Consider the following 24,583-nt stretch of genomic DNA (forward strand, 5'->3'; position numbering starts at 1 on the left):
TTTATGCTTGAAACACGCATCGTACGAAACATGACCGCTGTCGACGCAGAAGTGACGAGCCTCAAATCAAGTGGCTATTCGAATAAACAGATTTACATTTTTGCTAAAGATGAAGAACTCGCGGAACGGATCGCGAATGACACACAGACGTTACCGTACCGCGTGACGAAGAAGTCGTTCTTTGAGACGTTATTATCAGCCGTCCGGAGTAACCGAAATGACCGGATCGCGCAGTTGTCCGAGCTTGGCATGACGAAGGATGTCGCTGAGGATCTAGAAGATGAAGTCCGACACGGTCGGATCGTCATCGTCGGTTCGAAATCCGATTTACTGAATCCAGCGTTCGCGGCGTCGTACGTGACGGATGAAGCAACCGATTATGGTGCTGGCGTACCGAAACTCGAAGACGAGGAAACGACGACGACGTTACCAGCCGATCAAAACGTCAAGTTAAAAGATGAATGATACATAAGCCTTCTGTTTCTCAGCGTAGAGACAGGAGGCTTTTGTTTAGTCTGCTCATGGAAGGGAATGGGAAAGTTGAGAGGAGGAGAGACAATGCAATTCTTATATGTCGGTTATTACGATGCTGAGCGGATGGATGCTTTATCGAAGGAAGAGATCGATGCTTTGATGTCGCGTTGTGATGCGTTGATGAACACCTTCAATGAACAAGTCGATGTCCTATCAGACTGGCACCCGGGTCTTACAACACAAGCATTTTACTGGCAGGATGGGGTCGTACAGAAGAAAGTAGAGCCGGATCGAACGCATGGAGAGCAGATTGGCAGTTTGATTGTCTTTGAAGCACGTGATTTGGATCAGGCAATGGAACTGGCTTCTCTTCACCCGACGACGCAAGTCGCAGAAGGGGAAGCTTACGGGTGGCGCGCGGAAGTCCGTCCGTTATCCGGTACCTCTTGATGTACGGGTTATGGACGACGTTTACGATTCAAGCTCGACTACGGCACGCCCGGTGCTCGAACTGGAAGATCAACCGTGTGGCGACAAAGGGCTCATGTAAACCAAAACCCCTCCTCTAGTCGAGAAGGGGTTGAATGCTGTTAGGTTGTCTTCCACTCGATATCGATGACGTCTGACGCTCGCACCATCCGGCGCATGCCTGTCGATGTAACGAGTTCGATCGTTCCGCGGTCATGAAAAATCGCTTGGATCGAACCGGATACCGTATCGAGTTGTTTTAATCGGACGTGGACCGTCTGTCCGGTCCGGACTGCACGTTCCATGATGTGTTGTAAGGAGAGGCGATCACGGACAATCGTCTCTTCGCGTGATTGATACAGATGCTCAAGATGAAGGATATGCTGGCGTGAAGTCAGTTGTTTCCACTTGCGATTCGATCGTTTTTTAGATGCGAACATGGCTGACCACCTCCTGAATTGAGTCGTACGCTAAACAGTCGTGCGCTCTGCTTCAGATAATTCCCTTCACGAACCGTGCTTAAACACGTGCTCCTGATATTTTTTCACGAAACGCTTCGATTGCCGCAATCGCTTCTTGATCGCGCTCGACCTCACCCGGTGCATTCCCTTCGGCAAGAATCGCTGTCTCAAGCGTCGTGCCAAGGAACGATGCGATATGCTCGAACTGCGTGACGAGCGCTTGTCCTTTAACGCGTGGATTGTCTCCTCCGACCGCGATCAAGTGGAATCGTTTCCCCGCCATCCGGCGTTTGAAGTCGAGCTCTTCGTCGCGCAGTGACTCGCTGAATCGATCGATGAATAGTTTCATCTTCGTCGACATCGAGTACCAGTAAATCGGAGTAATGAACAAGATGTCATCGTGTTCAAGCATCTCTTCGACGATCCGGCGATAGTCATCACCGATCGGCAAAAAGCCTCCGTGATGACGGCGGTCTTCAATCGGCTGAATCGAGACGTTCGCCAAATCGACAGCAACATGAGGGATGTCTTTCAATGCTTGTTCCCCGAGCCATTCACTGTTTCCTTTTCGTGAGCTACCAAAAATCGTATACATAACGTGCATCTCCTTTTGAATTCGATTGTTCTATTTGAATTCGATTGTTCTATTCTATTCCAAACTGCACTGTCAATACACCGATATGCTCACAATTGGTTTTGAATAAGGGTTTTGCGGAAAAAGACAGGAAGACGAAAAACAAATAGGGGAGGAACGGTCGAATGGAGAGAAGCACGCTCATTGCGCTAGAAAAACACTTATATGCCATCCACCTCGAGATGGATGGACTGGCGCGACTCATTACGAAACAATTGATTCATTTGAGCCAAGTGGCTGCATCCGTCGAACATTTTCGACGGATGAGCTTTGATATCTATAAACATCGGACGTCACTCGAGCAGATTCCGTCACAAGTCTTGTATGAGACGGCACTCGATTACGAAGATTGGCTTGAGGAAGAGTTTGATGAGATTCCTGCTAGCTGGCAACTGGCGACAAAAGAAGAAGAGGCACTCGAGCAACTCTGGTGGTTCGAATTCTCGCGAATTCAAGCGGAGCTCGAAGAATGGCTCAGTCTTTATTTGATTCGCCGGATTCGAGAAGACGTTCGTTATATGCCGCCAGTGATCGAGAAAAATGCCTATGCTTTATCAGAAGATGCCCGCCATGTTTTTTGGCGTCTCTTACAACGTTCCGTCGCGAAGCCTTCATCGAAGATCAAAGCGAACCAATTGTCATGTCGAATGGGCATCGCTGAGATTGCCCGTTGTGCCCGACTTAATCAAGACCGGACGCGTCGTGCGATTGGTGAACTGGCGCGTCGTGGTCTGATTGCGATCGAGGAGGATGATGAAAAGCTAAAAATGCGGCTCCGCCTTCAAGTCATCTGATTGAAGGCGATGAACCGTTCGATCATCCGCTCATCCCGACGTGCGGATGGACCGATCCAGATCAGGTGACCGGGACTTTTCGATTCAATGAACTGCGCGTGAGGAATGCTCCGTCGTGCGTGATCCGCATGCTCGAACGGAACAGCACGGTCTGATTTCGAATGGACGATCAAGACGGGACACGTGACGGCTTCAAGCCGTTCTCGTTCGATGTCTTGTGTGATATCAAACAAGACACCTCGCCCAGGACCATTTTGGAGACCAACTTCATACAACAACGATGCATCCGTCTCACTAATGTGGGTACGGATTGTTTCGCGTGGTAAAAGACTCGTCATCTCGACCATCCGAACCGCTGCTTCTTCAGGAAACTTACGAATCTTATCCTTCACGTACGTCCAGAGTCCCCACTGGATGAACTGTAAAGGACGTTGTAAGACCGGTTGGATCAGAAGCCGGTGATAGGGAAGCGAGATCCGGTGTGTCATTGCACACGCTAAGACGAGAGCATGAACGCCTGGATCCATTCCAGCAAGCGCGATTGCTGTCGGTCCACCGGCAGAGATGCCGTAAACGGTGTACTGTTTAATCTGGCGGGATGCCAGCCACCCAGCGTAGAACGTTGCAAGCGCCTCCGGACTATCAGCGAGCTGAAGTGGTGTTCTTCCATATCCCGGACGCGATGGCACGATGACTCGATATCCTGCAGCAATTAATTTTTCGACATGGTAGACTTCCCGGTAATCCGACTGCGTACCATGAATCAAAAGAATGACGGGACCACTTCCGCTATCCCGGTAATCAAAGCGCTGACCGTTCCATTCTGCAATATAATGCATCCAAATTCTCCTATCTCTTAATTATTACCATTTTATTGTTAATCTCGAATTTATTTTCATGTATACTGTAAAGTATAACCAAACCATTGTGACTTAGGAAATGAGGATGCGTAGTGTCAAACGAAAAATTAACGAACCGTGACCGCTTACTTGCTGTACGAGAAATCTTCGAACGTCAGTCGGATGAAGACCATACGTTGACGCTTGAGGAATTGAGCATGGAACTCTCGAAACGAGGATTGATCGAGAAGTTATCCCGAAAATCGTTGAAGGATGATATTGCGGCACTTGCCAAATCAGGTTTCGACGTCGTGGCGGAAGAGACGAAGAATGGGCTTGCCATTCCGTATCATCTCGTCAGTCGTCCTTTTGAGCATCATCAGCTCCGATTGCTCGTCGATGCCATCGCCAGTGCGAAGTTCATCTCGGAAAGTGAGACGACGTCGCTCGTTCAAACGATTCAGTCGTTGACGAGTGATAAGATGGCGGAATCACTCCAACCGGTGCTACATACTGTCAAAAAACCAAAAGGAATGACGTCGCGCTCGATCGATACGATCCAGAAAGCCATCAGCGATGGTTTCGTCATCAGTTTCCAGTACCAAGGAAAGTTCAATGAACGGACGCGGAAGTTCGAGTTACGGAAGGATGGCGAGCATTATCTCGTTTCTCCGGCTCACCTGTTGATGGATAACGGAAATTACTATTTGATTGGACGCGATGAGCGGATCAAAGAGATCCGGACGTACCGGGTCGACCGAATCGTCGATTGTAAAGCGTTCGAACCGATGGAAGAACCGGTTCACGTCGAGCCGAGTTACTTAAGTAACATGTTCAATATGTACGGGGGAGAGAACGAACAGTTGACGCTTAAATTCCAGGAGAGTCTGATGCCGACCGTCGTTGACCGGTTCGGAACAGATATCCGTTGCCGTCGCCTCGATGATCTCTGGTTCGAGGTCAAAGTTGATGCGCTCTTTTCAGATGGGTTCATGATGTGGCTGATTCAGTTCGGCAATCAGGCGGAAATCATCGCACCTGTCGAACGTCGGGAGACATTCAAGAATAAGGTGGCAGGTCTTGCGACGATGTACCAAGTCGAAACACCTGCACTTTAAGGGCTGAAGCAAGGTTCACTTGACCGTGGATCTTGCTTTTTTTAATTGTTGAGAAAAAAACTTTTTGTCGTTTTTTGTCGGATATTCATATTTGAATATTTTAAGCGAATAGTTCCAGTTACTATTAAGGATATCTGATACTTATGTAGGAGGAACGACATGCAACAGATGGAAAAAAGCCAATCAAACGGGATGCGGAAACTAGCTGCTTTCCTCTTCTTCGTTTGTCTATCCTATACATCGTGGTACTTATTCTCACTTTTTGTCTTTCATCTCGTGTTTTCTGAAGATGTCGTGACATCCTTAGATATCGTCGTGTTCGGATTTAGTCCGGTCGTCGCTCTTGTCGTCACCATCGGCTCGTTACGCTTGATCGAACGACGCATGAAACCTAAATTCACACCCCTTTTATTCGTCGGGTACACGTTCTCGACAAGTGTCTTGATTTATTACGCGGTCGTGAACGAACTTCTGCCCCGACTGTGACTTGCAACTCCCTAACAATTGGCATATGCTACGCTTATAGCTTGCTAGGTAAGGGGGGATACGATGAACGCACAGTATATCCTCGACTGGATGCCGCTCGTGATTCCTGTCGGTGCCATCGTCTTTATTGTCGTCATTGCAAAAAAAGCTTCGAAAATCGATGCTGAAAAGTAAGGAGACTCCAATCAGGGAGTCTTTTTTTATTGGCTTCTGTTGGTACTTTATTCACGCGATTTCCCTATTGTGCAAAAACATAACGTCATCCATTTCTATGGTATAAAGGAACTAGGCGAAAGACCTAATATCAGGAAATCATGGAGGGACCGATGAAACAGAGAACCGTCATGACTTTACTTGCACTCAGTCTATTGCTTACCGTATGTATGATGAAAAAACCAACGTTGACGCCAAAAGCCAGTACCATCGATCTTACTATCGCCGTCGTCGGAACGGCTCCAGTTCTTACGCAATTTCCGGACTTCCACTCGATTGATTTGGAGGAGATCAAAGGAGATTTACGACGATACGACGCCGTCATGATCATGCCGGAGTACTTACATCAGGCAGCGGGACGTGACTATGCCTCCGTCTACCGGAAGGCGCAGATTCCCTTTTTCTTTATCGGCTCTCAAAAATCCGTCGAACCGTTCCTTGATCCAAGTCTCTCCTATGAGGATAGCATCTCGGTACCGAATCCGATGTTTGCGGCTGGTATGCTCTATGACGATACACAAGAGACGACCTGGTTGTTCGGGGAGGGGATCGAACGACCGAATCGTTCGGAACAACTCCAGATTTATCACTCAATCTTTCAAACGATTGAACAGAGTCGCCTAGTAAAATAACGCTGACATGAAAACAGACCGAAGTACTTGGAAATATACTTACTTCCGAGCGCTTCGGTCTATTCTTCGTCAATCGAGTTGTTTCGTCGGGGCCAAGACGATTTCTCGAATGTTGACATGTTGCGGTTGCTCGAAGGCGAATAAGACAGTATCCGCGACGACTTGCGGATCGAGTCCACCGTCAATCGACTGTTTCCATTCGTTATAGCCGTCCTTGATCGCGTCACTTGTCGTATGACCGAGCAATTCCGTCTCGACGACACCTGGTGCGATCGTCATGACGCGGACACCGTGAGATGCGACTTCACCTCGGACGTTCTCACTCATCGCATGAACGGCGAATTTCGTGCTGACGTACGCGGCGTGGTCTGCGAACGTCTTTTTACCGGCAATCGAGCTGATGTTGATGATCGTGCCGGTCTTCCGTTTCACCATCGAAGGAAGGACAGCTTGCATCCCGTGTAAGACACCGAGCGCGTTGACGTCAAACATCTCTTCCCATTCTGCCGCGTCTTGTGTCTCGATTTGACCGAGTAACATCCGACCCGCATTGTTGATGATCGCTTCGACCGGTCCGAACGTTTCCGTCGCGTCTGCTAAAGCAGCATCGAGAGCAGCTCGGTCGGTGGCTGCGACTTGGCGGATCAAGACATCGTCTGAAGCAAGGCTCGTAAGACGATCAATCCGGCGTCCGAGCAATAAGACACGGTACCCTTTCTGAATGAATGTTCGCGCAATCGCATGCCCGATTCCTGACGTAGCTCCTGTGATGGCAATGAATCCTGTTTTCATGATATCGTCTCCTTATTGTTTGATATGATAGATTGAAGATAACAGAGGGAAACCATTCCGAGAAGTACGCACTTTTAGGTCAGTCGGTTACCTTTTGGTAAGGGAGGGAACGGTATGCCGTATTTAAATGAGTTCGATGCAACGATGCGTCAGATTCAAGGCAAGTGGAAAGTGATGATCTTGTACGAGCTACATGAAGAAGGTGCGGTCCGTTTTAATACACTGGAGCGTTATATCCAGGACGTCTCATCGAAGACGCTGACACAGCAACTGAAGCAACTCGAACAAGATGGCTTGATTACGCGGACCGTCTACCCAGAAATCCCCCCACGCGTCGAATATGCCTTGAGCGAAAAAGGTATTTCCTTGATTCCCTTGCTTGATGCGATCTGCGACTGGGGACTCGCGACGACACCACGCAATCAATTGATCCGCACATTATGCGACGAAGAAGCCCCCGCTCCATGAGCAGGGGCTTTCGTTAGCGTTCGATTTGTTCCCGTACTTGACGGCGGAACGTCTGGATGTCGTAGGCTGGTTCACTTGGACTGAATTCAATCCCGTCAATCAGACGAGCGTTTTGTGACGCATCCGGAAACTCGATCCGCGTCAGCCATTCAAGCGTCGTCTCCTCATGGCGTCTCGGGAAAGCTTGCTCGAGTTGAGAGGCAATCTTTAAGAGCGGATGGTGACTATGCCGCTTTGGCGCATGCGCTCGTACTTGTTTAGAGTGTTTGACGGTTTGTTCTCTTTCGATTGCTACGACTTTTCGCTTCCGGATGACATAAAGCGTGACCGCTACTAAGATCACGGTCAGAAGCGTCGTTGCGATCCAAATCCAATCCGGTGTTCCTGCCTGGACGGCCGCTTGCTCCACGTCTTGAACACCTTTGATGTTCTCTAGCCCCATTGCCCGGTTCGTCATCGTGTCCGCTTCCCGACTAAGTGGCTCCGTCCAAAGGAACAATGAACCGAATGCTTCAAATAGCGGTCGAATCGCACTCGTGACGGATCCGACGAGCGCCTCTTTCGTGAGCCGGAAGACGACAGCGATGATCAGCCCCACGCTGAGGACTAACGCGATTGTCGGGAAGATACGCCGCCATTCTGTCATGTACGTGACGACGAAGGGATGCGCAACGACGAAGACGAGAAGTAAAAAGGCGCCAATCGGTGGTGTCACTCCTGGGAACAATACCATCACGACACCGATGACCATCGCACTCGTAGCGTATCGCCACGTCGAATCGACCGTATCAAGAAACGCGGTCCAGGCGACGAAGACGAGAGCTAAGACACTAGCTACGGGAGAGAGGAAAAAGAATGATCCCGCTACGAGCAGCTGTAATCCGATGCGAAGCGAACGATGCGGCACGAAGGCAAGTGCTGGAAGAGCGAGCGCGAGATAGAACGGAACCGGTAACAGACTCGCAAGGAATATCCACCAGAGAATCATGCGCTCACTCCTTTCTGCCGATGACCGAGATGGATCTCCGCCGTCGTCGACGGTACACTACGTTGCAATCGTTTCGTGAAGTACCGGCGCTCGAGCGGTAGATCGTATTCAGAAATCCGAGCAAGGCATTCCATCGTCCGTAGGAATTGATGTTTTCCCGTCCCAGACGGAACATGGTACCACTGACCGGATCGGTTGACCATCGAAATCCAGAGGCTGTAGGAAGCCCCTTGTTTCTCGAGTTCACGGATGATCGTCGCGGCACGCGATAATAGTTTCTCGAAGTCCGAGCGGAGCGCGAGTCCGTCTACGGATAAGCCATCGACGATGACGGCATAATCATGGTTACGTTTTCGGTCATATTGATACGAGTACAGCTCATTCGTCTTCGCATAAGCGGACCAGTAGATTGATTTCGCATCTCCGGAGTAGGGGACGACGGAGTGGAAACTTGAGCGATCGGTGAACGGACTCGAGCGATCAATCGTCTCACCAGGAATCATTCGCTCATTCCACTCGACCGATGCTGGTGCAAAGTCAGGGAAGACATGACCTAGCTCTTGGATATCAAGCGTCACATAGATCGTTGTGAAATGAAATGGATCCGAGATCATGACGTCAAACGATTGAATCCGAATCGTTCCTCGGTGAGCGGCAATGACATCGATTGAAAACGGCACGATCGTTTGTTTACTGACATATAGGTGTTGACGCCAAAATTGACTACTCGCGTCAGGAAGCTTAATCTGATCCCCGAGCAACCCGGAAATCGTGATGCGACCGAGTGGTAACTTCGTTGGGTTTGATAACTCGAACGGTATCTGGATCGTCTCCTCTCGAAAAGCGCGGACCGTCTCAAGAAGGCGGACGCGAAGCCGCTTCGCAACGTATTCGAGATAATACGGCATCACCCAGCCATATAACGTATAGGCGAGTAATAAAGCCGCGATCCAGACAGGCCCATAAAGAGCCACGATGACGCCGCTCACACCTGTCATCGTAAGAATGATCAGGTTGAAGGCTTTCGGTATGATTAATTGCATCGCTTACACCTCAGTCGGCACAGTGAGAGAATCGAGGACCTGCTCGACAAGACGTTCGTTCGATAGCTTCAGCGTCGCTTCGAGCGTTAAGACGAGACGGTGGGCAAGCAATGGCGTCGCCAAATGCTTGACGTCCTCTGGTGTGACGTATGCCCGTTCTTGCATCCAAGCACGTGCTTTCGCCGCTTTCAAGAGAGCGAGCGTTGCCCGTGGACTCGGTCCGATCTCAACGTCACGATGGGCGCGGAGTGCGTCACAGACGTCGAGTAAGTAGTTTTCGACGCTATCGTCGATCGAGACGGCGGCGACCTCTTCTTTCCAGTCATTAAGCTGTTCAAGCGGAATCTGTAGTTCAGCTGCTGTTAAGTGTGCTCCACGTAATAACGCCTTCTCCGCTTGACGTGTCAGCGGGGCGAACGACAATTTGAACAAGAAACGGTCGAGTTGGGCATGCGGTAATGGGAACGTACCATGTCCATCAAATGGATTTTGTGTCGCGATGACAAGAAAGTGTTGCGGTAATGTATAGGATGTATCCCCGATCGTCACTTGTCCTTCTGCCATTGCCTCGAGCAATGCTGACTGTGTCCGTGGAGTCGTCCGGTTAATCTCATCGACGAGGACGATATTCGCGAACAGTGGACCAAACCGTTGTTCAAACGATCCAGTCAGCGGATTGAACAGCTCCATTCCAAGTAGATCGGTCGGTAACGTATCCGCTGTACATTGAACACGTGAGAACTTCGCTTCGAGTGTCTGCGCCAGTGCTTTTGCTAATGTCGTCTTACCGGTCCCCGGACGGTCTTCGAGCAAAACGTGGCCCTCTGCGAGCAAGCCCATCAATAAATGATCAATCACATCGTCCTGACCAAGGACAGATTGTTTGAGTGATGTCCGTAACGTTTGAAACATGGATGATTCCCCCTTTAAGATGCATCGTATTTCTAAAGTGTACGAAAATTCAGAAAAAACTGCTAGTGGTTTTCTAAAAACGAATATCTAGAAATACGTCTCTTATCTATACTACCAGTTTCATCCAAAAGTTTCGTGAAATATCAAAAAAATTGAAGCAGGATGATGAAGTCACTTAGCGAATATTATGAGATATAGTTATTAGATTAGGGAGGGTGGAGAGATGAAACAACATACGACGGAATCCAATACTACTCCAGCCGAACGACACGACGTGGCTCATAGTCCGATCGATGCGTATCAACGTGCTGTTGCCGGAGGTCCCCCGAATCGACGAGCTTTTGCAGCGATTCGTCGACTACCGATCGGATTACGAATACTCACCTATACGCTAGGTACCTTATTCATAGCAGGCATCATTGCTGGACTCGTCATCAGTCTACTCGGTTAAAAAAGATTCCCTCAGCGTTCTGAGGGAGTCCCATCATTCTTCAAAGAGATCATCCATCAAATCGGTGATCTCTTTTTTACGTGCGTTCGTCTCATCGCGTAAGATGCGAATCGAACGCCCACTCCAGTCGAGTCGGTCGCCAATCGTCGCCTGACGCGGCAAACGACTTTTCGGTAACGTGATCGTCTCGCGGTCGTCGGTTTCGCAAATCGCAAGATCGTCTTCAAAATCAGCTAGGGTCAATCGCATCTGATGTACCTCCGCATTCGATTATTCCGGTCGTAAATCGGTCCGGTTCGATTCCTTAATGCCATCACCGGTCGAGATGTACTGGATCGTACCGCTTTGATCGGTTCGATCAATCGTGATCTGTTCTGCTTTCAGTTCCTGTAAGACGGAGGGACGCGGATGACGATAGGCATTATCTTTCCCGGCTGAAATCAAGGCTCGCTTCGGATTAACGGCTTGTAGGAAAGGCAGGGAGGACGATGTGTCTGCCCCGTGATGTCCAAGTTTCAGGACATCGGCGCGGAGATCTTCGTCCGACTCAAGCAATTGTCGTTCCGTCCGGATCGGTGCGTCGCCCATGAAGAGGAACCGATCCTGTCCATGTTCGACCCGCAGGACGGCACTCCAACTGTTAAGATCCTGTGTCCCGTCCGTTAGGGGTGCAAGGAACGTAAAGCGTGCAGCTTCACTCGGGATCTCTAGACCCGCCTTAACCGACTTGATCGTCACCCCTTCGCGTTTGACGGCAAGGAGGAAGTCGCGATAGGTCTCTGTCGTATGCGTGACACGAGGGGCATAGACGCTGTCGACCGGAAAGGCATCGAGGACGGTATCGAGTCCACCGATATGATCGGCGTCTGGATGTGTCGCGATAACTGCTGTTAAGCGTTTAACTCCCAGTTCTTGCAGGTAGCGGACGACATCCTCGCCTTTACCGTTATTCCCACCGTCAATCAAGATCGCGTCTTCCTTCGTCCGAATGAACGTACTATCCCCTTGACCGACATCAAAACCATAGACCTCCATTTGTCCTGCTGTTGGGGCAGGGGGCTCTTCATCCCGGGTCGTGTAGAAGATGACGATCAGGCAGAGTGCTAACAGAATCGTTGAGCCCCATTTCAACATGTCGGTTCCTCTTTCTCGAACAGATAGAGCATACCGTTGCGCGGATGACCGAACCGGGGTCCGCGATAACCGCGCCGTTTCAAGGCAGCCCGCATCAGAATCATCATGCCGCCGTGCCCGACGAGTAAGACCCGTTCATCATCCTCGAACATCAATTGATTCAAGAGGACCTCAATCCGCTCATTCGCATCTTTGATCTCCGCTTGAATCCGTTTGCTGAACGGGGCTGCCAGTCGACCGAGGACCGCCCAGCCAAGGAATGGCAAGCGGAGATTCGAGCGAATCGTAGGAAATGGTACCTCCCGTAGTAGATCGGTCACAATGATCTCTTTATCGTAAACGCTTTGTGCCGTCTGGACGGCACGCGGCATGCTACTCGCATAACAGACCGTCCAGTCGATCTGACCGAGCTCGACCGGCTGAATATCAATGTCTGACGTATCATACCGTTCAATCCACTTTTCAATGTCACTGGCACTGATCCAGCCTTTCGTCGGGTATCCCTCCGTCACCCGGTGATGCCTGACTAATCCAATTTGTTTCATATGTCGTGCGACGGTCCAAACCGTCTCCCTCACTTTCATTCATCGTTTACAAAGCGACGCGCATCGCCAGTCCACATAAAATCGCTCCTAAGATACTCAGCAAGCTCCCGATGATGTAATATTCCGCAAAGCGGCGATCTTCAAACTGTTTAAAGCGGGCCAGCGCCTTCAAGGCAATGATGAAGCCAATGGCTCCAGTTGCGTTCGTGACGACGAGTAGGGTGATGATCGCCCGTTCGACGAGACCGATATAACGTCCGATTCCGTTCAATTCCGTCGTATAACTGCGGGCAGAATCTTCGACTTCGTGTGTGACGGTCCGTGAAACACCGTCTAATTGCTCCTTGCGTGTCACTTTCCGCTCGAAATGCGCTTCAATCAACCGTGGGGCAAATGGCGCGAGCATCAAAGCAATCCCGTGACCGAGTAATTCCGTCGTCACTAAACTAAAACACAGAATCCAGAGGACCTGCTCCGGGCGCGAGAACGACAACGACCAATCGATCGGAACAAACACCCATGTCAAAGCGATGATGGCAACGATATGTAACGCTTGATCGATCCAGTACGCCGCTGCTTGCTTGACGCGACGTTTGAGCGGGGAGGCATCGAGTAGGGCGTGAAACACGAGAATGCTCCCTCCAAGCCATCCGGCGATGTCGAGGGTCAACTGTCCTCGGATGACGAAGAACGCAAGGACAAGTAGCATCAGAGCCGCATGGACGGCAAGATGTTGGACCAAGATGCGTCGATGTCGATGTTTCAGTTGCGCCATCCGTCTCGTCTGTAATGGAAAATCAGCAAGTAGATGGACAAGGATAAGACTCAATAAGACAGTCACCGAATCGCCTCCCAGACTTGGAATTGCTCCAGTGCCTGTGCCAAGGCAGCTTCAAGTCGCTTGCGTTGCTTACGCTGCGAGCGAGAGACGAGTTTTGCGACATTCGCGCGGGCATCTTGTTCCTTAAAGCCCATCTTTAGACCGATCTCTTCATACGTATCATCCGGATATTGATCCATCAACCGGTGCAACTCAATTTGACGGTCCGTCTTCCCGAAATACGCCGGATAGAGCATCTCAAGATAACCATTCAGCAGGGCGGTCGGTAAGTAGGGCGGTCCAGCAAACGCAATCCGTGACGGAAGCGTCTTCGCCAATTCCTGTGCTTCAAAAGCATGAATGATCGCACTGCCATTGGCTTCTTCAGCTTGGGTCGTCGAAATCGTCTCATACTGACCAAATCCAATCCCGATGTAACCTGGCAATTCTTGATTCAATAAGTGCAGCATGACCGGATAACTAACCGGATAATCCGCAAATACCGCCAGTAAGCTATCACCGGATTTGATTTGGAACGGAACGATACTCGTAGGAAATGCCGTATTCAGATCGTTCGCGAGTTCTCGGAGCGCTTGAAGTAATGCTTCTTTGCTCGGATAATCGCGGGAGCCTTTGACATCAAACGACAAGGCAACAGCTTGCATGACGATTCCTCCTGTTCATTTGTTGCCACAATCATGGAAACATTTTATTTGTTACCGTTAAACAGGTAACATTCGCGGTGTTACTGTTATTAGAGTAACAAAGAATGAAGAAGAAGACCAACAGGACGATAGACCGATTTTTACACGACAGGGGGGATGGATGAATCTGACTAAAAGATCATTTTTTATTCAAGTTAACATAACACATATTATCAATAGTTATAAGAATTCGTCTCATAATCAAGGTAAACTTAAGATAGTGAGACAAAACAAAAAAACACGGGATTAACCGTGTTTTCGACAATCATATGGACGTGTCCGTTCCAATCGATGAATCAAACGATCTAGGAATATATGATGGCGGCGTTCAAGTTGCGTGATCCGTTCAAGTGGCAACCACGCGAAATCAAAGAAATCACCGCAATCCTGACCGTCACCAGCAACACAATGTGTCCAACGGTTCTCTTGGCATTCGATGTGTGCATGGTAGAAATACGTGTAATGCACCCGCATTCGTTCCGGATAACGCATCTCTTCTTCGCCGATGTACTGGACGGATGCTAACGAGAGACCACTTTCTTCAAGCGTCTCACGGACAGCCGCTTCCTTGGCGATTTCAGCATCTTCGATCGTACCTGCGGGGATCTGCCAATCACTCTCAGGAGCCGATTGTGGATGAAAAACAAGTAGTTCCCATCCGTTAGGTTTTTCCCGAGTGATATAGATTGCTACTTTTTCGCGACGTCTGAATTTCATCTTCATCACCTCTCCAAGGTCGGCAGATTGCACAACAAGCAGCTAAAGGGACGGTCCCGTAGCTGCTTGATCAATTGACGCTATAAGCAAAGCTGCGGAGACGCGTGACCCGACGCTTGTTCGTGACGAATCGTGACCTGACTATTTCTTCTATTGTAGCCGTTATTGGTCAGTGTTTCAATTTGTAAACGATATTTATAGCGATAAATCTCAAAATTCCGAGCATTCGTCTCAAAATCCCCTTCTCCTGCCCCGCTAAATCTAAAAAAGCTCCCCCGTTAACCGGAGGAGCCGCATCTTATCGTGTATACCAGTCGAGCAATGGACCGAATTTCTCTTCATCGTAAGCAAATGAACCGTTCGATAAGCGGTCGAGGAACGATAACGAACCAATTTGGATCGTTTTCTCTTGCTCTTTCCCGCTGAGGACCAATTCTTTCGCTTGTGTGACGTCGATCAATGCTGCGACTTGGTGTGGTTTCGATTTCAAATCACGGAGCAACTGTAAGCCACGGAGCGCACGGCTCGAGACTTGGAACTGATCCGCGAGGCGCATCTTCTTCAAGGCACCCCGTTGCGTCAAGAGGACGATCTGTGGTGCTTCCTTGAAGCCAATTGCACCCGCGACAACATCTTGATCCTTCAGGTTGATCGCTTTAACACCGGCAGCCCGGACACCAACGACAGGAACGTCGTCTTCCGTGAACCAGAGACCGAAACCGTTCTGTGTTGCAAGGAACAGCTCCGTTTGACCCGTTGAGACCTGAGCATACAAGACTTCATCGTCTGCCTTCAAACGAACACCTTGAAGTGGTTTTGACTTCCGCTGGGCGTTGTAGTCACTCAGTTTCGAGCGTTTGACCATCCCTTGACGAGTCACGAACAAGCAATGCTGTGCTTCGTCGAACGAACGAACGAGATCCGCTGAGAGAACCCGGTCACCCGGTTCGAGTGGAACGAGGTTCGCGACGTGTTGACCGCCATCTTTCCACTTCGTATCCGGCAATTGATGGACCGGAATCAGCAAGTAATTCCCGCGAACGGTCCAGACGATCAAGTGATCCGTCGTCATCGCTTGCCCTTGGAGCAACGGACGATCCTGTTCCTTCAAGTCCGGTAAGTCGTTCGAGGCACCGAATGAACGGAGCGACGAACGTTTGACGTAACCGTTTTTCGACAGGAAGACCATCGTTTCTTCGACAGCGATCATGACTTCCGTCTTCAGCTTCAGTTCTTCAACCTCCGCTTCGATCGTCGAGCGACGTTTGTCCGCGACTTGTTCCTTCAAGACTGTCAATTCCTTGATGATCAGACGATTCCGTGTCTTTTCATCGTTAAGGATCTTCTCAAGACGAGCGATTTCCTTCTCGAGTTTCGCAGCTTCTTCCTGCAACTCGACGATATCGGTATTCGTTAACCGGTACAGCTGGAGCATGACGACGGCTTCCGCTTGGCGATCCGTAAAGTTGAAGCGCGTGATCAGCTTCTCCTTCGCGTCTGCTTTGTTCGACGCAGATCGGATCAAGGCAAGTGTCTCATCGAGGACAGAGATGGCTGTCATCAAGGCAGAAACGACTTCCTGACGGCGTTTCGCTTGTTCGAGATCAAACGCTGTCCGGCGGATGACGACTTCCTTGACGTGTGCAAGATACGCATCAAGTAGTGTCAAGACGCCCATTTGCCGTGGTGTCCGTTCATGGATCGCGACCATGTTGTAGTTATAGGCAATTTGTAAGTCAGTCTGTTTGAGGTAGAAGTGTAAGACACCTTCTGCGTCCGCTTCCTTCTTCAACTCGATGACGACCCGTAAGCCGTCGCGGTCGGTCTCATCACGGACTTCAGCGACACCTTCGACCTTTTTATCAAGACGGAGTTCTTCCATCCGTTTAACGAGGTTCGCTTTATTGACCTCATACGGGAGCTCCGTGATGACGATTTGCTGACGACCACCCCGCAGTGTCTCAATCGTTGAGCGCGAGCGGATGATGACTTTCCCGCGTCCTGTCTCGAACGCCTTCTTGATGCCGTCAAGCCCTTGAACAACACCACCAGTCGGGAAATCAGGACCTTGCATGTGCGTCAACAAGTCATCGACGTTCTGGACCGTACCGGAAATCCGACCAATCGCAGCATCGAGGACTTCTCCCGCGTGGTGCGGTGGAATCTCGGTTGCATAACCAGCGGAAATCCCCGTCGAACCGTTCATCAGCAAGTTCGGCAGTAGTGACGGTAAGACGAGCGGTTCTTCCGTCGTATCATCGAAGTTGAGCGTGTAATCGACGGTTTGTTTGTTGATCCCGTCGAGAATCAGACTCGAAACTTTTGATAAACGGGCTTCCGTATACCGCATCGCTGCCGCGCTATCGCCGTCGATTGATCCATTATTCCCTTGCATATCGATCAACGGGTAACGCAGTTTCCACTCTTGGCTCAAGCGGACCATTGCTTCATAGACCGATGAATCACCGTGCGGGTGGTAGTTACCGATGACGACACCGACCGTCTTCGCCGATTTCCGGTAAGCACGGTCGAACAAGTTCCCTTCCGTATGCATCGCATACAAGATTCGGCGTTGAACTGGTTTCAGACCATCCCGGGCATCCGGTAAGGCACGATCTTGGATGATATATTTCGAATAACGACCAAACCGGTCGCCGACAACTTGCTCGAGCGACAGGTTCAGGATGTTTTGTAGATTAGACATGTTCGTTCACACTCTCTTTCGTCACGTGCTCATTCTCGATGATCGAGAGGTCTTCCGCGAGACCGAAGGCGACATTGTCCTCGATCCACGTCCGGCGGTGACCAACGTTATCGCCCATTAAGACCGAGACACGTTTTTCCGCAACAGCAGCATCGTCGATCGTGACCCGAATCAATGTCCGTGTCTCGGGATCCATCGTTGTTTCCCAGAGCTGTGGTGCATTCATCTCCCCAAGTCCTTTGTAACGCTGGATCATATAACCTTTACCGAATTTCTTCGTCGTTTTCTTGAGTGTTTCTTCGTCCCAGACATATTCAAATTTCTCCGATTTGCCTTTTCCTTTGGAGACACGATAGAGCGGTGGTAAGGCAACGAAAACCTTCCCAGCGTCGATCAACGGACGCATGTAGCGGAAGAAGAACGTCAACAGCAAGACTTGGATATGCGCGCCATCGGTATCGGCATCGGTCATGATGATGACTTTATCAAAATTGCAATCTGACAAGTCGAAATCAGCTCCAACACCGCCACCAATCGCGTGAATGATCGTGTTGATCTCTTCATTTTTCATGATGTCAGCGAGTTTCGCTTTTTCTGTGTTCAAGACCTTACCACGGAGTGGAAGAATCGCTTGGAACGTCCGATTTCGTCCTTGTTTCGCGGAACCACCGGCAGAATCACCCTCGACGAGGAACAGTTCATTCTTGTCCGCGTTCTTCGAAGCAGCAGGCGTCAGTTTCCCGTTCAAGATACTCGAACGTTTCTTCTTTTTCCCGTTTCGTGCTTCTTCGCGGGCTTTTCGTGCCGCTTCCCGAGCTTGCGCTGCGCGGATCGCTTTTTTGATCAACAGCGTCGCCGTTTGCGGGTTTTCTTCCAAGTACGTCGAGAGACGACGACTGATGACAGCGTCACAGCTCGTCCGTGCTTCCGGCGAACCGAGTTTCGACTTCGTTTGTCCTTCGAACTGGAGGAACTCTTCCGGAATCCGGATTGAGACGATCATCGTCAACCCTTCGCGGATATCATTTCCGTCAAGGTTCTTATCCTTTTCCTTCAAGAGCGTGTTTTTCCGGGCATATTCATTCATAACCCGTGTCATTGCCGTTTTTGCACCGACTTCGTGTGTTCCACCGTCGCGTGTCCGGACGTTGTTGACGAACGACAGGACGTTTTCCGAGTAGGCATCCGTGAACTGGAAGGCGATATCGACTTCGATCTCGTTTTCCGTACCTTCGAACGCAACCGTCGGATGCAGCGTGTCTTTATCATCGTTCAAGTACTGGACGAATTCGCTGACACCGTCTTGGTACTGGAAGATGTCCTGTTTATCGGACCGTTCGTCCGTCAGCGTAATCTTCAGACCTTTCAGCAAGAAAGCGGATTCGCGTAAGCGTTCTGCGAGCGTATCGTAGTTGTATGTCAACGTACTGAAGATCGAGCCATCTGGTTTAAAGTAAACGCTCGTTCCTTTTTGACGCGTCGTACCCGTTTCAAGCAACGTCGTCTTCGGAATCCCACCGTTTTCAAAGATTTGCTCATATTGTTTCCCGTCACGGAAGATCGTTACTTTCAAATCCGTTGATAAGGCGTTAACGACCGACGCCCCGACGCCGTGTAAGCCACCGGACGTCTTATAGCCACCTTGACCGAACTTACCGCCAGCGTGAAGGACCGTGAAGATGACTTCAGCAGTCGGCTTTCCCGATGCGTGCATCCCCGTTGGCATCCCACGTCCATGGTCACGGACAGTGATTGCATTATCTTTATGAATCGTGACGTCAATTTGTTCCCCGAATCCTGCGAGTGCCTCATCGATTGCGTTATCGACGATCTCGTAGACGAGATGGTGAAGTCCACGGTGATCGGTTGAACCGATATACATACCTGGGCGCTTCCGGACTGCTTCGAGTCCTTCGAGCACCTGTATGGCATCATCATTGTAGTTATTTAAGTCTGTCGCCATTCATTTCACCTCAAAATTCGAAATTACGACGTCGTTTTTACAAACGTTCGTTCGTTATTTCAAGTAGTCTGTCTCTAATTGTAGGCATCTTCTTGCTTCCTGACAAGCATAACCTGTAAAGCGCATGAAAAAAGACACCTTCACGAACGGGTGAAGATGCCTAAAATCGTGCGATGACTCACAGATATTGATGCTCGATTTTGATGCAACGATTCTCAATATATGGAATACCAGCACCGAGTGCGAGACTTTCTGCTTCGACACTCGAGAGACCAAGCTGATTCCAAATCATCCCGACGTCACCGTGAGCAACAGCATCTTTGGCGACATCCGCTAAAAACTCAGACCGACGGAAGACGTCGACGATATCGATGTGTCCTGGAATGCTTGCGACGCTCGGATAGACTTTTTGACCGTTCCACTCGTTTAACGTCGGATTGACTGGAATGACTTCGTATCCATGTTGGACTAAGTAGTCCGCAATCCAGTTCGCGGTCTTTCCGGAATCACTCGAGACACCGACGACGGCAATGCGTTTGGCATCCTTCAAATATTGACGTGCTTGTTGATCGGTAATCATCTAGAACTCCCCCTTATGAAAATAACTCTTACCTAACACTCTATACCCGAACCGAGATGAAGTATGCGAAATCGAGCACGTTTTCGACGTTTTTCAGAAATCGTCTTGAAATCAAATGAGTCGACCGATGACCCGTCGAACGACTTCTCGATGCAACTGAGAGCGAAATTGAATATTCATTCTTTTTCGATGATTGAGGTTACATAATATTATTATTGTCATTTAAGAGAATGTCGTAGTTCAAAAACGATAAAAATAGGTTAAATTCTCACGTGCATCGAGTTGACCAACGACCCGTCTGATGCGTTGTCGATGCAACTGAGCGCTCCCTGTCTGACAATTTAACGTTGCGTGAAATAACTATTTCACGCAAACAAGTGTTTGACGTACCAACGTTTGGTATACTACTACTAGAGGGGTGATTGTTGGATGAGTTTATTTAAAAACCTAGGAAAAACGATACATAAAACGACCGTTTCGGCTACATCACCAGCGATTCCGGGTTATGAGCGGATGCCTCGCTTCATTCAGTCCTATTTGGATCAGTTAGCAGCAAAACATTTCTCATTAGCAACGATGCGCCGCTACGTCTACGACTATGAAGCGTTCTTTCAATTCGTTGCAACGGCGTCGGGTGAAGAAGTGACGGCGCGCGAGATTCCGCTTGAAGCGTTCGTCGAGATCGATGCAGCGGGGATCGAAGCTTATGCCGAATACCTTGCCTTAACGAAACAAAATGCACCGAGCGTCATCAACCGGAAGTTATCGGCGTTACAATCGTTGTTCCGTTATTTGGTTGATACAGGTCAGTTGTCGGAAAACCCGGTCGCAAAAGTCAATCGACCGAAACAAGCGAAGCGGGAACCCGTTTACCTGACGAAACGCGAATGGGATGAATTGATTCAGTTGTTACCGTCAAACGTTGAGATGAACGCGCGGGAAGCGTCGCATTATGAACGGGATCGCGTCCGCGACGTGACGTTATTCCAACTGCTTGGCTATAGCGGGATGCGTTTAAGTGAGATGACCCAGCTCGTCTGGAATGATGTCGATTTCCACGAAAACACGCTCCGCGTCATCGGGAAAGGTAATAAAGAACGGTTAATTCCACTTGCGAAACCAGCCCGGATTGCCTTACGCAAATACGCGATTCATTATCAGATGCCAACGAGCGGCGCCGTGCCCGTCTTCCAAAAACACGGGAAACCACTCAGTCCGCGGGCGGTTCAGCATATTTTGCAACGGCACACGGAACGATTAAAACCGGTTCTCCCCTTTTTGGAACGTAAAAAAATTACGCCACATAAACTTCGGCATACGTTTGCGACACGACTTGCGACTGGTGGAGTCGATGTCCTGACGATCCAGCAACTACTTGGTCACGAGTCCGTTGCGACAACACAAGTCTATGCCCACATCGGTGATTCCGAGAAAAAACGCGCCGTCGATTTATTCGATGGTGAACGATAATCATATTATGTCAACTAAAGGAGAGATAGCGTGAATTACGGGCTCAGTGAACGTAAAATCAAACAAATGTCTGATGCCTATGCCTTTCGACGTGGTAAGAAGTATGTCGCTGCCCGAAAGGTCACGTTGCACAATTACCGGATGGGTGACGAACTGATTGAAGCGAGTGTCGACGGTGAGGAACGATTTACAGTGACGGTCCGCGTCAAAGCGCATGGGGTCGATGCTGGCTGTAACTGTCCGTCGCTTGCGATGGATACGTCATTTTGTGGCCATATCGTCGCCGTTTTACTCGCGATGCATCATGTGCAGGCACATGGCACACCGACGCCGCTATCGCCGCAGATCCGTCCGTTCACGGCGATTCAAGTCGATGACGCTGGCGCGCGCAACTATTTACGCAGTCTCACACCGGATCGTCGGGTGGCAATCCACTTCGAACTGACTGGATCCGTCGTGACGCTCAAACGATTGACGGATAAGCAGCAACATCAACTGTCCCTGCCCTACTTCGATCGTTTACTTGGACAGACGGAGCATTTACAACGGGTTGCCGATGTTTCGTTCAGTCCTGATTTACAGGACCGGATCGTTTCCGGAACGCCGATCGTCAAGCTCCATCTCGACCGAACGGCTCAGGAAGTCGAAATCCGCGTGTCGTTTGATTATCAAGGGATTCAGATCAATCCGCTCGATGAGACTGTCTACGCTGGGCGGGATCAAGTAACGGAGCAGTGTGTCTTGCGCTTCTTACGAGAATTTCAAGCGACACCATCTTCGAATTCGCATTATGTCATCGCGAGTGACGCCGCGCAGTATGCTTTTCTGCGGAGTCTGCTTGACGAACGGGTCGCGCTCGGCCAACTGGAGTTATTTGCAACGCAAGCCATCCGAACGACGTTACCAAAAGGTCCGTTCCATCCGCGGATTGAAGTCGACGTGACGGACCGCCTCGACTGGCTTGTCTTCAACTTTTCAATGGACGGGATTCCGGAAGATGAGCTAAAACGTGTCCTGAAGTCGCTCGTCTTACAAAAACGCTATCACCGTTTGAAATCCGGTCAATTTGTTTCCCTAGAGACACGTGCCTTCGAGCAGTTGCAACGGGTTCTCGCCCAGATGGAAGCGAGTGAACGGGACTTACGCGATGGACGGATCGTCTTACCTGCCGTCCGGAACATGAAGCATCTAATTGGCGCTTCCGTCCTCCATCTTCACGCCGATTTACTGGAGAAATGGCTTGAATTAAAATCCGGACAAGGATTCCGGCTCGACTTGCCGAATTCGTTAGAATCACGACTCTATCCGTATCAACGGACGGGCATTCAATTTCTGAAGAATTTAGACGCGTTAGGATGTCACGGGATTTTAGCTGATGAGATGGGGCTCGGGAAGACGATTCAGGCGATTGGTTATATCGCAACGATCCCAGATCGTCGTGCGCTTATCGTCGCACCGGCGTCACTGCTTCGCAACTGGGAGGCGGAGCTGAAGCGTTTTCTCCCAAATCGACCGGTTCATGTCGTGACAGGCTCTCAAGCTCACCGAGTCCGTGAACTGGAGCACTTAGTTGAAGATACGGTGAGGATTGTCTCCTATACAACACTTCGGACCGACGTCCGCCGCCATCCCGTATATGACGTCGTCTTCTTTGATGAAGCACAGCACTTGAAAAATCCGCAGTCACAAACGGTCAGTCAACTGCGGCATCTGCAAGCAAAACGTCGCTTCGCCTTAACGGGCACACCGCTCGAGAATCGACCGCGCGACATCTGGTCGATCTTCCATGTTCTGTTTCCGGAGTTACTGCCGGATCTAATGACGTTTGAGAAATGGTCGTTTGATGATATGCAACAGTTTATCCAACCGTTTTTATTGCGACGTGAAAAACAAGATGTCTTACAGGACTTACCGAAGAAACAGATCGAGCATCACTATGTCGAGCTCGGACCAAACCAAAAACGGTTATATGCGTCGTATCTCGCCAAACTGCAACTGGAGACGCTGCAACATTTAGACGAGACGAAACGCGAAGATCGCATGAAGTTACTAGCAGGATTAACGCGGTTGCGGCAAATTTGCAACGATCCGGGATTATTCGTCGAAGGATACACCGGGGAAGCGACGAAACGAACGCGTCTGCTCTCTTTGATTGCCGAAAAACGAGCAGCCGGAAAGCGAATCTTGATTTTCTCGCAGTATACGCAAATGCTCGAGCGCATTCGTTCGGACCTTGCGCAACGGCACCTCCCCCACTTCCTATTGACGGGTGAGACACCACTTGAAGACCGGGTCGCGTTATGCGATCGGTTCAATGACGGTGAAGTCGATCTTTTCTTGATTTCACTGAAAGCCGGGGGAACGGGACTGAATCTCGCAACTGCTGATACCGTCATCCTGTTTGACAGCTGGTGGAATCCGGCCGTCGAACAACAGGCAGCCGATCGCGCCCACCGGCTTGGACAACAATCTGACGTGACGGTCATCAAACTGCTGACACGCGGGACGATTGAAGAGAAGATGACGGAATTACAAGATCGAAAAGCTCAGATGGTCGATGCCGTCCTGACGGCTCCGGACAGTGATGCCTTGACCGTCAAGGAACTCGTCCATCTCGTAACGACAAAGGAGGAACATCGGTGATCCTTGATCTCCTGCTTGGTTATCTCATCGGCAGCATGCTTGGCGGTACGCTCTGGAAGTACATCAGTCGTACCGATTTGGCACAGGTCGGTTCCGGAAACATCGGTGCCCGCAATGCCCATCGCGCCGGTGGGCTCCCGGCCTTTTTATTCGTGTATCTGTTTGATGCTGCGAAGACGGTTCTTGTGTTGCAGATCACAGACGCGTTTTACCCAGTCGCCCTCGCCGTGCTCATCGGTCACTTGTTTCCGTTGTTTCATCCGCGGCGTGGCGGTAAAGGGTATGCCGTATTTTCCGGCATCGTCTTTGCCATCACACCATGGGCATATCTGGGTGGACTAGGCATACTCGGTCTGTCTTATCTCATAACGAAAGATAGCGTCAAAGCGGGGCTGATTCCGGTTGTGCTGCTCCCGTTACTCCCTGTCTACTTTGGCGCGGGACCCATCAATATCTTGTGTACCGTTGCCGTAAGTCTACTTGTCCTGTGGGCTCATGATGCACTTCACAAGCCAGTCATTACATAAGGA

Annotated in this window: 27 protein-coding genes; 11 read left to right on the plus strand and 16 right to left on the minus strand. The window is 50.0% G+C overall.

Features of this window, described 5'->3' with window-relative positions:
• The first annotated feature begins 3 nt into the window (after positions 1 to 3).
• A complete protein-coding gene (locus ACZGCQ_RS05005; protein WP_023468312.1) occupies positions 4 to 465 on the plus strand; it encodes a YflT domain-containing protein in 462 nt (153 codons plus the stop codon).
• 93 nt (positions 466 to 558) lie between these two features.
• On the plus strand, positions 559 to 924 hold the full coding sequence (locus tag ACZGCQ_RS05010; RefSeq protein WP_481265677.1) for a YciI family protein: 366 nt from the start codon (positions 559 to 561) through the stop codon (positions 922 to 924).
• 140 nt (positions 925 to 1,064) lie between these two features.
• On the opposite strand, the gene ACZGCQ_RS05015 is transcribed toward ACZGCQ_RS05010, so the two are convergent.
• Positions 1,065 to 1,382, minus strand: a complete 318-nt coding sequence (locus tag ACZGCQ_RS05015; RefSeq protein WP_050677938.1) for a hypothetical protein — start codon at positions 1,380 to 1,382, stop codon at positions 1,065 to 1,067.
• Between the two features lie 79 nt (positions 1,383 to 1,461).
• Positions 1,462 to 1,998: a flavodoxin family protein gene (locus ACZGCQ_RS05020; RefSeq protein WP_481265678.1), complete on the minus strand. Its 537-nt coding sequence runs from the start codon at positions 1,996 to 1,998 to the stop codon at positions 1,462 to 1,464.
• A 164-nt stretch (positions 1,999 to 2,162) separates the two neighbouring features.
• Here ACZGCQ_RS05020 and ACZGCQ_RS05025 point away from each other — a divergent pair, with 164 nt between their 5' ends.
• Complete coding sequence (locus ACZGCQ_RS05025; protein ID WP_481265679.1) at positions 2,163 to 2,831, plus strand: hypothetical protein; 669 nt, start codon at positions 2,163 to 2,165, stop codon at positions 2,829 to 2,831.
• Here the strand turns inward: ACZGCQ_RS05025 and ACZGCQ_RS05030 are convergent.
• Complete coding sequence (locus ACZGCQ_RS05030) at positions 2,819 to 3,670, minus strand: alpha/beta fold hydrolase (protein ID WP_481265680.1); 852 nt, start codon at positions 3,668 to 3,670, stop codon at positions 2,819 to 2,821. The two genes, ACZGCQ_RS05025 and ACZGCQ_RS05030, sit on opposite strands and share 13 nt — an antisense overlap.
• Positions 3,671 to 3,783: 113 nt before the next feature.
• On the opposite strand from ACZGCQ_RS05030, the gene ACZGCQ_RS05035 reads away from it, so the two are divergent.
• The 3 genes from ACZGCQ_RS05035 to ACZGCQ_RS05045 all read left to right on the plus strand — a co-directional run bounded on the left by ACZGCQ_RS05035 (position 3,784) and on the right by ACZGCQ_RS05045 (position 6,119).
• Positions 3,784 to 4,788 carry a helix-turn-helix transcriptional regulator gene (locus ACZGCQ_RS05035; RefSeq protein ID WP_069940698.1) on the plus strand — a complete coding sequence of 335 codons (1,005 nt, stop codon included), beginning with the start codon at positions 3,784 to 3,786 and terminating at the stop codon, positions 4,786 to 4,788.
• Between the two features lie 159 nt (positions 4,789 to 4,947).
• Positions 4,948 to 5,274: a hypothetical protein gene (locus ACZGCQ_RS05040; protein WP_481265681.1), complete on the plus strand. Its 327-nt coding sequence runs from the start codon at positions 4,948 to 4,950 to the stop codon at positions 5,272 to 5,274.
• 326 nt (positions 5,275 to 5,600) lie between these two features.
• Positions 5,601 to 6,119: a hypothetical protein gene (locus ACZGCQ_RS05045; protein WP_481265682.1), complete on the plus strand. Its 519-nt coding sequence runs from the start codon at positions 5,601 to 5,603 to the stop codon at positions 6,117 to 6,119.
• Positions 6,120 to 6,188: 69 nt separating this feature from the next.
• Here the strand turns inward: ACZGCQ_RS05045 and ACZGCQ_RS05050 are convergent, their stop codons facing one another.
• Positions 6,189 to 6,911: an SDR family oxidoreductase gene (locus ACZGCQ_RS05050; RefSeq protein WP_481265683.1), complete on the minus strand. Its 723-nt coding sequence runs from the start codon at positions 6,909 to 6,911 to the stop codon at positions 6,189 to 6,191.
• Positions 6,912 to 7,025: 114 nt separating this feature from the next.
• Here ACZGCQ_RS05050 and ACZGCQ_RS05055 point away from each other — a divergent pair, with 114 nt between their 5' ends.
• On the plus strand, positions 7,026 to 7,379 hold the full coding sequence (locus ACZGCQ_RS05055; RefSeq protein WP_481265684.1) for a winged helix-turn-helix transcriptional regulator: 354 nt from the start codon (positions 7,026 to 7,028) through the stop codon (positions 7,377 to 7,379).
• 13 nt (positions 7,380 to 7,392) lie between these two features.
• On the opposite strand, the gene ACZGCQ_RS05060 is transcribed toward ACZGCQ_RS05055, so the two are convergent.
• The 3 genes from ACZGCQ_RS05060 to ACZGCQ_RS05070 are packed head-to-tail and all read right to left on the minus strand — an operon-like array spanning position 7,393 to position 10,322.
• Complete coding sequence (locus ACZGCQ_RS05060) at positions 7,393 to 8,367, minus strand: hypothetical protein (protein ID WP_481265685.1); 975 nt, start codon at positions 8,365 to 8,367, stop codon at positions 7,393 to 7,395.
• A complete protein-coding gene (locus ACZGCQ_RS05065; RefSeq protein ID WP_481265686.1) occupies positions 8,364 to 9,410 on the minus strand; it encodes a DUF58 domain-containing protein in 1,047 nt (348 codons plus the stop codon). Before ACZGCQ_RS05065 ends, ACZGCQ_RS05060 begins: the two co-directional genes overlap by 4 nt.
• A gap of 3 nt (positions 9,411 to 9,413) precedes the next feature.
• Positions 9,414 to 10,322 carry an AAA family ATPase gene (locus ACZGCQ_RS05070; RefSeq protein ID WP_214809501.1) on the minus strand — a complete coding sequence of 303 codons (909 nt, stop codon included), beginning with the start codon at positions 10,320 to 10,322 and terminating at the stop codon, positions 9,414 to 9,416.
• Between the two features lie 223 nt (positions 10,323 to 10,545).
• Here ACZGCQ_RS05070 and ACZGCQ_RS05075 point away from each other — a divergent pair, with 223 nt between their 5' ends.
• Positions 10,546 to 10,773: a hypothetical protein gene (locus ACZGCQ_RS05075; RefSeq protein WP_481265687.1), complete on the plus strand. Its 228-nt coding sequence runs from the start codon at positions 10,546 to 10,548 to the stop codon at positions 10,771 to 10,773.
• 33 nt (positions 10,774 to 10,806) lie between these two features.
• Here ACZGCQ_RS05075 and ACZGCQ_RS05080 read toward each other — a convergent pair whose 3' ends face one another.
• From ACZGCQ_RS05080 to ACZGCQ_RS05120, 9 genes are all read right to left on the minus strand, one after another.
• On the minus strand, positions 10,807 to 11,022 hold the full coding sequence (locus ACZGCQ_RS05080; protein ID WP_406747791.1) for a DUF3006 domain-containing protein: 216 nt from the start codon (positions 11,020 to 11,022) through the stop codon (positions 10,807 to 10,809).
• Positions 11,023 to 11,043: 21 nt separating this feature from the next.
• Positions 11,044 to 11,904 carry a ComEC/Rec2 family competence protein gene (locus ACZGCQ_RS05085; protein ID WP_481266369.1) on the minus strand — a complete coding sequence of 287 codons (861 nt, stop codon included), beginning with the start codon at positions 11,902 to 11,904 and terminating at the stop codon, positions 11,044 to 11,046.
• Positions 11,901 to 12,452 carry a histidine phosphatase family protein gene (locus ACZGCQ_RS05090; protein WP_214728712.1) on the minus strand — a complete coding sequence of 184 codons (552 nt, stop codon included), beginning with the start codon at positions 12,450 to 12,452 and terminating at the stop codon, positions 11,901 to 11,903. The genes ACZGCQ_RS05085 and ACZGCQ_RS05090 overlap by 4 nt, the downstream gene beginning before the upstream one ends.
• Positions 12,453 to 12,498: 46 nt before the next feature.
• Entirely contained in the window at positions 12,499 to 13,293 is a 795-nt protein-coding gene (locus ACZGCQ_RS05095) for a DUF3307 domain-containing protein (RefSeq protein ID WP_481265688.1), read from the minus strand.
• Positions 13,290 to 13,937 (minus strand): hypothetical protein, encoded by a 648-nt coding sequence (locus ACZGCQ_RS05100; RefSeq protein ID WP_481265689.1) that lies wholly within the window; start codon positions 13,935 to 13,937, stop codon positions 13,290 to 13,292. The genes ACZGCQ_RS05095 and ACZGCQ_RS05100 overlap by 4 nt, the downstream gene beginning before the upstream one ends.
• Before the next feature lie 285 nt (positions 13,938 to 14,222).
• Positions 14,223 to 14,693, minus strand: a complete 471-nt coding sequence (locus tag ACZGCQ_RS05105) for an NUDIX domain-containing protein (RefSeq protein WP_230088538.1) — start codon at positions 14,691 to 14,693, stop codon at positions 14,223 to 14,225.
• Between the two features lie 298 nt (positions 14,694 to 14,991).
• Positions 14,992 to 17,397 (minus strand): DNA topoisomerase IV subunit A, encoded by a 2,406-nt coding sequence (gene parC, locus ACZGCQ_RS05110; protein ID WP_064299873.1) that lies wholly within the window; start codon positions 17,395 to 17,397, stop codon positions 14,992 to 14,994.
• The gene (gene parE / locus ACZGCQ_RS05115) at positions 17,390 to 19,360 is read right to left on the minus strand and encodes a DNA topoisomerase IV subunit B (protein WP_481265690.1); all 1,971 of its coding nucleotides are present in this window, start codon (positions 19,358 to 19,360) and stop codon (positions 17,390 to 17,392) included. Before parE ends, parC begins: the two co-directional genes overlap by 8 nt.
• A gap of 178 nt (positions 19,361 to 19,538) precedes the next feature.
• Complete coding sequence (locus ACZGCQ_RS05120; protein WP_023468336.1) at positions 19,539 to 19,940, minus strand: CoA-binding protein; 402 nt, start codon at positions 19,938 to 19,940, stop codon at positions 19,539 to 19,541.
• Positions 19,941 to 20,369: 429 nt separating this feature from the next.
• Here ACZGCQ_RS05120 and ACZGCQ_RS05125 point away from each other — a divergent pair, with 429 nt between their 5' ends.
• Genes ACZGCQ_RS05125 through ACZGCQ_RS05135 form a run of 3 tightly spaced genes read left to right on the plus strand, consistent with a single transcriptional unit; the run spans position 20,370 to position 24,580 of the window.
• A complete protein-coding gene (locus tag ACZGCQ_RS05125; RefSeq protein WP_481265691.1) occupies positions 20,370 to 21,410 on the plus strand; it encodes a tyrosine-type recombinase/integrase in 1,041 nt (346 codons plus the stop codon).
• 30 nt (positions 21,411 to 21,440) lie between these two features.
• On the plus strand, positions 21,441 to 24,053 hold the full coding sequence (locus ACZGCQ_RS05130; RefSeq protein WP_481265692.1) for a DEAD/DEAH box helicase: 2,613 nt from the start codon (positions 21,441 to 21,443) through the stop codon (positions 24,051 to 24,053).
• Positions 24,050 to 24,580 carry a glycerol-3-phosphate acyltransferase gene (locus ACZGCQ_RS05135; protein WP_481265693.1) on the plus strand — a complete coding sequence of 177 codons (531 nt, stop codon included), beginning with the start codon at positions 24,050 to 24,052 and terminating at the stop codon, positions 24,578 to 24,580. The genes ACZGCQ_RS05130 and ACZGCQ_RS05135 overlap by 4 nt, the downstream gene beginning before the upstream one ends.
• The last annotated feature ends 3 nt before the right edge of the window (positions 24,581 to 24,583 follow it).

This window comes from Exiguobacterium sp. HSB13 (genome assembly GCF_056764755.1).

What these genes read in the sequence shown, in the direction of transcription:
- ACZGCQ_RS05005 (WP_023468312.1), top strand. Translation starts at nt 4, where the DNA reads ATGCTTGAAACACGCATCGTACGAAACATGACCGCTGTCGACGCAGAA.
- ACZGCQ_RS05010 (WP_481265677.1), top strand. Translation starts at nt 559, where the DNA reads ATGCAATTCTTATATGTCGGTTATTACGATGCTGAGCGGATGGATGCT.
- ACZGCQ_RS05015 (WP_050677938.1), bottom strand. Translation starts at nt 1,382, where the DNA reads ATGTTCGCATCTAAAAAACGATCGAATCGCAAGTGGAAACAACTGACT.
- ACZGCQ_RS05020 (WP_481265678.1), bottom strand. Translation starts at nt 1,998, where the DNA reads ATGTATACGATTTTTGGTAGCTCACGAAAAGGAAACAGTGAATGGCTC.
- ACZGCQ_RS05025 (WP_481265679.1), top strand. Translation starts at nt 2,163, where the DNA reads ATGGAGAGAAGCACGCTCATTGCGCTAGAAAAACACTTATATGCCATC.
- ACZGCQ_RS05030 (WP_481265680.1), bottom strand. Translation starts at nt 3,670, where the DNA reads ATGCATTATATTGCAGAATGGAACGGTCAGCGCTTTGATTACCGGGAT.
- ACZGCQ_RS05040 (WP_481265681.1), top strand. Translation starts at nt 4,948, where the DNA reads ATGCAACAGATGGAAAAAAGCCAATCAAACGGGATGCGGAAACTAGCT.
- ACZGCQ_RS05045 (WP_481265682.1), top strand. Translation starts at nt 5,601, where the DNA reads ATGAAACAGAGAACCGTCATGACTTTACTTGCACTCAGTCTATTGCTT.
- ACZGCQ_RS05050 (WP_481265683.1), bottom strand. Translation starts at nt 6,911, where the DNA reads ATGAAAACAGGATTCATTGCCATCACAGGAGCTACGTCAGGAATCGGG.
- ACZGCQ_RS05055 (WP_481265684.1), top strand. Translation starts at nt 7,026, where the DNA reads ATGCCGTATTTAAATGAGTTCGATGCAACGATGCGTCAGATTCAAGGC.
- ACZGCQ_RS05060 (WP_481265685.1), bottom strand. Translation starts at nt 8,367, where the DNA reads ATGATTCTCTGGTGGATATTCCTTGCGAGTCTGTTACCGGTTCCGTTC.
- ACZGCQ_RS05065 (WP_481265686.1), bottom strand. Translation starts at nt 9,410, where the DNA reads ATGCAATTAATCATACCGAAAGCCTTCAACCTGATCATTCTTACGATG.
- ACZGCQ_RS05070 (WP_214809501.1), bottom strand. Translation starts at nt 10,322, where the DNA reads ATGTTTCAAACGTTACGGACATCACTCAAACAATCTGTCCTTGGTCAG.
- ACZGCQ_RS05075 (WP_481265687.1), top strand. Translation starts at nt 10,546, where the DNA reads ATGAAACAACATACGACGGAATCCAATACTACTCCAGCCGAACGACAC.
- ACZGCQ_RS05080 (WP_406747791.1), bottom strand. Translation starts at nt 11,022, where the DNA reads ATGCGATTGACCCTAGCTGATTTTGAAGACGATCTTGCGATTTGCGAA.
- ACZGCQ_RS05090 (WP_214728712.1), bottom strand. Translation starts at nt 12,452, where the DNA reads ATGAAACAAATTGGATTAGTCAGGCATCACCGGGTGACGGAGGGATAC.
- ACZGCQ_RS05100 (WP_481265689.1), bottom strand. Translation starts at nt 13,937, where the DNA reads ATGCAAGCTGTTGCCTTGTCGTTTGATGTCAAAGGCTCCCGCGATTAT.
- ACZGCQ_RS05105 (WP_230088538.1), bottom strand. Translation starts at nt 14,693, where the DNA reads ATGAAATTCAGACGTCGCGAAAAAGTAGCAATCTATATCACTCGGGAA.
- parC (WP_064299873.1), bottom strand. Translation starts at nt 17,397, where the DNA reads ATGTCTAATCTACAAAACATCCTGAACCTGTCGCTCGAGCAAGTTGTC.
- parE (WP_481265690.1), bottom strand. Translation starts at nt 19,360, where the DNA reads ATGGCGACAGACTTAAATAACTACAATGATGATGCCATACAGGTGCTC.
- ACZGCQ_RS05120 (WP_023468336.1), bottom strand. Translation starts at nt 19,940, where the DNA reads ATGATTACCGATCAACAAGCACGTCAATATTTGAAGGATGCCAAACGC.
- ACZGCQ_RS05125 (WP_481265691.1), top strand. Translation starts at nt 20,370, where the DNA reads ATGAGTTTATTTAAAAACCTAGGAAAAACGATACATAAAACGACCGTT.